At 71.1% G+C, this 8,308-nt stretch carries 6 protein-coding genes; 5 read left to right on the top strand and 1 reads right to left on the bottom strand.

Annotated elements, in window-relative coordinates; genetic code table 11:
- Window positions 1–180: 180 nt before the first annotated feature.
- The 5 genes from ACJA3G_RS23695 to ACJA3G_RS23675 all read left to right on the top strand — a co-directional run bounded on the left by ACJA3G_RS23695 (window position 181) and on the right by ACJA3G_RS23675 (window position 7,707).
- Window positions 181–969: an ATP-binding cassette domain-containing protein gene (locus ACJA3G_RS23695; protein ID WP_101390667.1), complete on the top strand. Its 789-nt coding sequence runs from the start codon at window positions 181–183 to the stop codon at window positions 967–969.
- A 56-nt stretch (window positions 970–1,025) separates the two neighbouring features.
- Entirely contained in the window at window positions 1,026–2,306 is a 1,281-nt protein-coding gene (locus ACJA3G_RS23690) for a sugar ABC transporter permease (RefSeq protein ID WP_406555048.1), read from the top strand.
- Window positions 2,307–2,534: 228 nt separating this feature from the next.
- Window positions 2,535–4,448, top strand: coding sequence for a 1-deoxy-D-xylulose-5-phosphate synthase (gene dxs / locus ACJA3G_RS23685; RefSeq protein ID WP_406555047.1), 1,914 nt, complete (start codon window positions 2,535–2,537; stop codon window positions 4,446–4,448).
- Window positions 4,449–4,621: 173 nt separating this feature from the next.
- Window positions 4,622–6,097 (top strand): amino acid permease, encoded by a 1,476-nt coding sequence (locus ACJA3G_RS23680; protein WP_406555046.1) that lies wholly within the window; start codon window positions 4,622–4,624, stop codon window positions 6,095–6,097.
- A gap of 83 nt (window positions 6,098–6,180) precedes the next feature.
- On the top strand, window positions 6,181–7,707 hold the full coding sequence (locus ACJA3G_RS23675) for an ArnT family glycosyltransferase (protein ID WP_406555045.1): 1,527 nt from the start codon (window positions 6,181–6,183) through the stop codon (window positions 7,705–7,707).
- On the opposite strand, the gene ACJA3G_RS23670 is transcribed toward ACJA3G_RS23675, so the two are convergent.
- On the bottom strand, window positions 7,674–8,078 hold the full coding sequence (locus ACJA3G_RS23670; RefSeq protein ID WP_406555044.1) for an NTP pyrophosphohydrolase: 405 nt from the start codon (window positions 8,076–8,078) through the stop codon (window positions 7,674–7,676). The two genes, ACJA3G_RS23675 and ACJA3G_RS23670, sit on opposite strands and share 34 nt — an antisense overlap.
- Window positions 8,079–8,308: the final 230 nt, after the last annotated feature.

The raw sequence follows: 8,308 nt of genomic DNA, 5'->3' as shown, positions 1-8,308 counted from the left end.
GGTTTGAGCAGAAGAGAACGAGGAGGAGAAGCGTTCCGTCCGGCGCCCTGCCCTCCTTCTCAGCCCCCGCTATCGGGCGGGGCGCCGGACGGAACGCTTCTCCTCCTCGTTCTCTTCTGCTCAAACCTCCGCGCCCTCCTCCTCGGGCGCGGCATCCCCGCCGGTCAGGCGGCGAAGGAGATGGTTCACGTGTCCGCTACGCCCGTGCTGGCGTTGCGCGGGGTCTCCAAGCGGTTCGGTGCCGTTCAGGCGCTCACCGACGTAGAGCTTGAGGTCCACGCCGGTGAAGTGGTCGCCCTGGTGGGCGACAACGGAGCCGGAAAGTCCACGCTGGTCAAGACGATCGCGGGTGTGCACCCCATCGATGACGGCGTCATCGAGTGGGAGGGCCGCGGTGTACAGATCAACAAGCCGCACGACGCCCAGGCGCTCGGCATCGCGACCGTCTACCAGGACCTCGCGCTCTGCGACAACATCGACGTCGTCGGCAACCTCTACCTCGGCCGGGAGCTGCGCAAGCGCGGCATCCTCGACGAGGTCGAGATGGAGCGCCGCTCCCGCGAGCTGCTCACCACGCTCTCGATCCGCATCCCGAGCGTCCGCATCCCGATCGCCTCGCTCTCCGGCGGCCAGCGCCAGACCGTCGCCATCGCCCGCTCGATGCTCGGCGAGCCCAAGCTCGTCATCCTCGACGAGCCGACCGCGGCCCTCGGCGTCGAGCAGACCGCGCAGGTCCTCGACCTGGTCGAGCGGCTGCGCGAGCGCGGCCACGCCGTCATCCTCATCAGCCACAACATGGCCGATGTGAAGGCCGTCGCGGACAAGGTCGCCGTGCTGCGCCTGGGCCGCAACAACGGCGTCTTCGAGGTCAAGACCACCTCGCAGGAAGAGATCATCTCCGCCATCACCGGCGCCACGGACAACGCCGTGACCCGCCGTGCGGCGCGCAACGCGGAGGTTCAGAAGTGAACACCGACAAGACCTCCCCCGTGGACAAGGCCGAGGCGGCCGACCCGACCGCCCCCATCCACCTCGACAAGCCGCACGAGGCCCCCGTGGACGCGCCGCCGGCCGCGGACGAGGCGGTCACGGCCGTCGACCCCCGTCTGCTCGTGCGCGAGCAGGGCTTCGCGGGCTACCTGTCCGAGTTCAAGCGCAAGATGAAGGCGGGCGACCTCGGGTCGCTGCCGGTCGTCGTCGGCCTGATCGTCATCATGGCGATCTTCCAGAGCCTGAACTCGAACTTCCTGACCGCCGGCAACCTCTCCGACATCTCGGTCGCCATGGTCGGCACGGGCATGATCGCCACCGGCATCGTCTTCGTCCTGCTGCTCGGGGAGATCGACCTGTCGGTCGGCTCGGTCAGCGGTGTCGCGGGCGCCACCTTCGCGGTGCTCAACGTCACCCACGGCATGGCCGAGTGGCTGGCCCTGGTCCTGGCGATCCTCACCGGCACGGTGGCCGGTGCCATCCACGGCTTCGTCTTCGCCCGGATCGGCGTGCCCGCGTTCGCCGTGACCCTGGCCGGTCTGCTGTTCTGGAACGGCTTCATGCTCCAGGTCCTCGGCAGCAACGGCACGATCAACCTGGACTCCGAGGGGCTGGTCGCCAAGCTGACCAGCTACTACTTCAGCGATGTGGCGGCTGCCTACGGCCTGGCCGTGATCGCGGTGGCGGCGTTCTTCCTCACCTCGCTCCTGGACAGCCGGCGCCGCGAGGCCGCCGGGGTGCCCTCGCGTCCCTTCAGCGAGATCGTGCTGCGCACGGTGCTGCTCGCCGTCCCGGCCGTCGGCGCCGCCGCCGTCTACAACCAGTACAAGGGCCTCCCGCTCGCGGTGGTGCTCTTCCTGGCGGTCCTGGTCCTCACCGACTTCGTCCTCCGGCGCACCGCGTACGGCCGCAAGGTCTTCGCGCTCGGCGGCTCCATCGAGGCCTCCCGCCGCGCCGGCATCAACGTCGTGATGATCCGCACCTCGATCTACGCCATCTCCGGCACCTTCGCGGCCATCGGCGGTCTCTTCCTCGCCTCCAAGATCACCGCGGCCAACCAGGGCGCGGGCAGCGGCGAGCTCCTGATGAACGCCATCGCGGCGGCCGTCATCGGCGGCACCAGCCTCTTCGGTGGCCGTGGCCGCACCTGGAACGCGCTGCTCGGTGTGCTGGTGATCACGTCGATCCAGTATGGCCTGGCCCTGCAGGGCATCGCCTCGCCGATCCAGTACATGATCACGGGTGGCGTACTGCTCGCGACCGTCGTGATCGACGCGGTGACCCGCAAGACCCAGAAGTCCGCCGGTCGCGCCTGACCAGCGGCCCGCACCCCCTCCCGCCCCTTGCGGGGCAAGGGGGGATGCCACAGACGGACCACGGACGTGCCCGGTGCCCCTCGCGGCGCCGGGCACATCTGTGCGTGGGCGCGGATGTCAGCCATTCGAGTGGTGCCGAACGCACCGCCCGATGACCGCCGTCGCGGACGGAACATTAGACTCGGCCAAATCGGCATGCTCGACCAGCACGGATGCAAGGAGGCACGGGTGCCGCTGCTTACCCGTATCAGGGGACCGCGCGATCTCGACCGGCTCAGCCCGGAGCAGCTGGACCAGCTGGCCGCTGAGATCCGGACCTTTCTCGTGGACGCGGTCTCCAAGACCGGCGGGCACCTCGGCCCCAACCTGGGTGTCGTGGAGCTCACCATCGCTCTGCACCGCGTCTTCGAGTCGCCCAAGGACAAGGTCCTGTGGGACACCGGCCACCAGAGCTATGTGCACAAGCTCCTCACCGGCCGCCAGGACTTCTCCAAGCTGAAGATGAAGGGCGGGCTCTCCGGATACCCGGCCCGCGCCGAGTCCGAGCACGACTTCATCGAGAACAGCCACGCCTCCACCGTGCTGGGCTGGGCCGACGGCCTGGCCAAGGCCAACGAGGTCCTCAAGAGGGACGACCACGTCGTCGCGGTCATCGGCGACGGCGCGCTCACCGGCGGTATGGCCTGGGAGGCGCTGAACAACATCGCCGCCGCCAAGGACCGCCCGCTGGTCATCGTCGTCAACGACAACGAGCGTTCCTACGCGCCGACCATCGGCGGCCTCGCCAACCACCTGGCGACCCTGCGCACCACCGACGGCTACGAGCGGTTCCTCGCCAAGGGCAAGGACCTCCTGGAGCGCACGCCGGTCGTCGGCAGGCCGCTCTACGAGACGCTGCACGGCGCCAAGAAGGGGCTCAAGGACTTCATCGCCCCCCAGGGCATGTTCGAGGACCTGGGCCTGAAGTACGTCGGCCCGATCGACGGCCACGACATCGAGGCGCTGGAGTCCGCGCTGACGCGCGCCAAGCGCTTCGGCGGCCCGGTCATCGTGCACTGCCTCACCGAGAAGGGCCGCGGCTACCAGCCCGCCCTCGCGGACGAGGCCGACCGCTTCCACGCGGTCGGCAAAATCCACCCGGACACCGGTCTGCCGATCTCCACCTCGGGCCTCGACTGGACCTCGGTCTTCGGCGAGGAGATGGTCAAGCTCGGCAAGGAGCGCGAGGACATCGTCGCGATCACCGCGGCCATGCTCCAGCCGGTCGGCCTCGACAAGTTCGCCAAGGCCTACCCCGACCGGGTCTACGACGTGGGCATCGCCGAGCAGCACGCCGCGGTCTCCGCCGCGGGTCTGGCCACCGGCGGTCTGCACCCCGTCTTCGCCGTCTACGCCACCTTCCTCAACCGCGCCTTCGACCAGGTCCTGATGGACGTGGCCCTGCACCGGTGCGGAGTGACGTTTGTCCTGGACCGCGCCGGGGTCACCGGCACCGACGGCGCCTCGCACAACGGCATGTGGGACATGTCGATCCTCCAGGTCGTCCCGGACCTCAGGATCGCCGCCCCGCGCGACGCCGACCAGGTGCGCGCCCAGCTGCGCGAGGCCGTCGAGGTCGAGGACGCCCCGACCGTGGTCCGCTTCTCCAAGGGCGCGGTCGGCCCCGCCGTCCAGGCGGTCGGCCGGGTCGGCGGTATGGACGTGCTGCGCGAGGCGGGCGCGGAGCGCCCCGACGTGCTGCTGGTCTCGGTGGGCGCGCTCGCCCCGATGTGCCTGGAGATCGCCGACCTGCTCGACGCCCAGGGCATCTCGACGACGGTGGTCGACCCGCGCTGGGTCAAGCCGGTCGACGAGGCGATGGCCCCGCTCGCCGAGATCCACCGGGTCGTCGTCACCGTCGAGGACAACAGCCGCGTCGGCGGTGTCGGCTCGGCCGTCGCCCAGGCGCTGCGCGACGCGGGCGTGGACGTGCCGCTGCGCGACTTCGGCATCCCGCCGCGCTTCCTCGACCACGCCTCCCGCAAGGAGGTCATGGCCGAGATCGGGCTGACGGCGCCGGACATCGCGCGCCAGGTCACCGGTCTGGTGGCCAGGCTCAGCGGGCTGGAGAGCGCGAGCGCCGTGGAGCCCGCGCGCGACTGACACCTTCCGCACGCGGTGGCCGCCGGCGCCGCGCACCGGTCGACGGGCCGGTTCGATCGCTCTGTACGGGTGGTTGAACCGGCCCAATCGCGTGAATTAAGGCCGCTGCCCGGTACCCGTACCGCTCCACGTCCCGATCATGGCGGGGACATGAGCTAGCGGAGGTGCACAAGGTGGCTGGTACCGGTCTGTTTCGGACCAAAACAATTGAGAAGTCCATCGCGGACACGGAGGAACCGGAGCACGCACTCAAGAAGTCGCTGTCGGCGCTCGATCTGACGGTCTTCGGGGTCGGTGTCATCATCGGCACCGGCATCTTCGTCCTCACCGGCAAGGTCGCCAAGGAGAACGCCGGACCCGCGGTCGCCCTCGCGTTCGTGGCGGCCGGTGTCGTCTGCGCGCTGGCGGCGCTGTGCTACGCCGAGTTCGCCTCCACGGTCCCGGTGGCCGGGTCCGCGTACACGTTCTCCTACGCCTCGCTCGGCGAGCTGCCCGCCTGGACCATCGGGTGGGACCTGGTCCTCGAATTCGCCCTCGGCACCGCGGTGGTGGCCGTCGGCTGGTCGGGGTACGTCCGTTCACTGATGGACAACGCGGGCTGGCATCTGCCGGACGCGCTGGCCGGGCGCGAGGGCGCCCACGGCTTCGGCTTCGACATCCTCGCCGCCGCCCTCGTCCTGCTGCTCACCGCCATCCTGGTCTTCGGCATGAAGCTTTCCGCGCGCGTCACCTCGGTGGTCGTGGCCATCAAGGTCACCGTCGTGCTGATCGTGATCATCGCGGGGGCCTTCTTCATCAAGTCCGACAACTACAAGCCGTTCGTCCCCAAGGCCCAGCCGCAGGAGGCGGGGGGCAGCCTCCAGGCACCGCTGATCGAGCTGATGTCGGGGTACGCGCCCACCAACTTCGGTGTGATGGGCATCTTCACCGCCGCCTCCGTCGTCTTCTTCGCCTTCATCGGCTTCGACATCGTGGCGACCGCGGCCGAGGAGACCAAGAACCCGCAGCGGGACATGCCACGCGGCATCCTCGGCTCGCTCCTCATCTGCACCACGCTGTACGTCGCCGTCTCCATCGTCGTCACCGGCATGCAGCACTACACCCGGCTCTCCATCGACGCCCCGCTCGCCGACGCCTTCAAGGCCACCGGGCACCCCTTCTACGCGGGCATCATCAGCTTCGGCGCAGCCGTCGGCCTCACCACGGTCTGCATGATCCTGCTGCTCGGCCAGACCCGGGTGTTCTTCGCGATGAGCCGGGACGGGCTGCTGCCCCGCTTCTTCTCGCGCGTCCACCCCCGCTACCGCACCCCGCACCGCCCGACCATCCTGCTCGGCGTGATCATCGCCGTCCTCGCGGGCTTCACCAGCCTCAGCGAGCTCGCCGAACTGGTCAACATCGGCACCCTCTTCGCCTTCGTCGTGGTCGCGATCAGCGTGATCATCCTGCGGCGCACCCGGCCCGACCTGCCCCGCGCCTTCCGCACCCCGCTGGTGCCCTGGGTGCCGATCCTGTCGGTGGCGGCCTCGCTCTGGCTGATGCTCAACCTCCCCGCCGAGACCTGGCTGCGGTTCGGGATCTGGATGGTGATCGGCTTCGTCGTCTACTTCCTGTACGGACGGTCCCACAGCCGTATCAACGCGGAGTGACGACAGTCGGTTCCCGGAGTTGATCGCCCGGCCCCGTATGTCCTGCTTCGGTGGGAACTGCGGGGCCGGATAGCGTGCATCCCGTGCACCGTACGCCGGTCGGCCCCCTCGCCCCGTCACACTCCGTACGTACGTCACGGGTGCCGCGGCAGCGTGCGGAGCCGGTGCCCGGGCGCGGGGCGGGCTACTGGACGCGGCTGCTGCCCGCGCTCGCCGCCCTGGCCGTACTGACCCGGCTGCCCTCCTTCCGGCACTCCCTGTGGAACCCCGACGAGGGCTATCTCGCCGTCCAGGCCCGCCAGCTCGCCGCCGGGGGAGCGCTGTACGACACGGTCGTCGACCGCAAGCCGCCGCTGCTGCCCTGGCTGTACGAGGCGGCCTTCGCGGTGTTCGGCGACACCTCGCTGGGCCCCCTGCGGGTCGCGGCGGTCGGCGCCCAGCTGCTCACCGCCGTACTCCTCGCCTCCACCGCCCGCCGCCGCTGGGGCGACGGCGCCGGCCGGACCGCGGGCGTGCTCCACCTGCTCGTCTCCATCGGCCTCAACCCCGAGGACACCCAGGCGGCGACGTTCGAGGTGTTCATGCTGCCGTTCACGGTCGCCGCCGTACGCTGCGCCGACCGGGGCCAGTGGGCGCGCGCGGGGCTGGCCGTCGCCGGGGCCGTCCTCACCAAGCAGACCGGCGGAGCGGCGCTCGTCCCCGTGCTCTGGCTGCTCTGGCGCACGGCTTCACCCCGCCGCCCCGCCCTGCTGCGCACCGGCGCGGGACTGTGCGGCCCGGTCCTGCTCGGCGCGCTGCTCACCGGCCCCGCCGGGTTCCTCTTCTGGACGGTCACCGGCTCCGGCGCCTACGCCTCCTTCACCGGCTCCGAACTCCACGTCCTGGCCCGCGGACTGGCCAACACCGCGCTGCTCGCCCTCGCCTGCGCCGGACTCGTCCCGCCCGTCGTGCGGGTGCTGCGGATCGCCCGCACCGGCGCCCCCGACGTCTGGCTGTGGCTGGCCTCCTCGGCGGGGGCCGTCCTCACCGGCTTCCACTTCTTCGGCCACTACTACCTCCAGCTCGTCCCGCCGCTGGTGCTGCTGGCCGCCGCCGCCCTCCAGATCCTCCCGCCGCAGCGGCTCACGGCCGCGCTGCTCGCCTCCGCCTGCGCCTGCGCGCTCTTCCTGCTCTGGGGTCTGCTCGCCCCGCGCCCCGAACTGGCCCATGCCGAGCGCCTGGCCGCGGCCGTACGGGCACGCTCGGCGCCGGACGAACCGGTCCTGGTGTGGGGGATACACCCCGAGACGTACTGGCTCGCGGGCCGGACCCCCGCCACCCGCTATCTGACCGCCGGGCTGCTCACCAACTACAGCGGCGGTCGCGACGGCCCCCAGGTGGGCGAGAAGTACGGGGTGGAGGGCTCCTGGCCGATCTTCCGCGCGGAGCTGGCCGGCCGGCCGCCGGTGCTGATCGTCGACGACTCCCGGGGCGAGCCGTACGCCCCCGAACGCCTCCCGAGCCTGCGCCGCCTGCTGGCGGCCCACTACGAGCCGCTGGCCGGAACGGTCGACGGGGCCGTGCTGTACGTCCGCGCTCAGTCCGCGCCCGTCGCGTCCCCGGCGGGGTGACGCACCGCCCGCGGGCCGACGCACCGCGCCCCGTGCTCCTCCACCCGGCGGCGCAGCTCCCGGTCGGCCGTCACCACCAGGCAGGGGCGGCCCGGCGCGCGCCCGGCGGCCAGCTCCACGATCCGGTCGTCCCCGCTGCCGGGCGCCGGTTCCACCCGTACACCCGCGACCGGCTCCACCCCGCGGGCCGCGCCCTCGACCACCAGGACCACCTCGACGGGGCCCGGATGGCCCGGCAGACCGGACTCGGCGTAGCCCACCAGGCGGTCGCGCAGCCGCTCCGCCGCACCGCGCCGGTCGCGCCACCAGCCGTCCGGAACCGAGCCCACCACATTGGCCGCGTCCACGATCACCAGCGAGGTCGTACCCATCCCGGCAGGGTGCCACGGGGCAGGGCGAAATCGCACGTCGGACCGGGGAAATCCGATGAAATCCGGGGCCCGGGGCGAGTGTTATTGTCGCTGGGTCTCATGGTGTGTCGCATCCGGCCGCTCATCGCGGATCTGGTAGGGAAAGGTGGTCGGTGAGCCATGGCGTTCAAGCCTGCGCGTACCTCGAAGGGGCAGGCGGGCCCGGAGCGCGAGACGCCCACCGCCGCCCC

Source organism: Streptomyces sp. YS-3 (assembly GCF_045257485.1).
Classification (GTDB): Bacteria; Actinomycetota; Actinomycetes; order Streptomycetales; family Streptomycetaceae; genus Streptomyces.
Note: the sequence above shows the minus strand (reverse complement) of the source record. Positions and strands in the feature narration are given on the sequence as shown.

Bases quoted from the DNA above. Each gene is read 5' to 3' on its own strand.
- ACJA3G_RS23695 (WP_101390667.1), top strand. From the start codon at position 181: ATGGTTCACGTGTCCGCTACGCCCGTGCTGGCGTTGCGCGGGGTCTCC.
- ACJA3G_RS23670 (WP_406555044.1), bottom strand. From the start codon at position 8,078: ATGGGTACGACCTCGCTGGTGATCGTGGACGCGGCCAATGTGGTGGGC.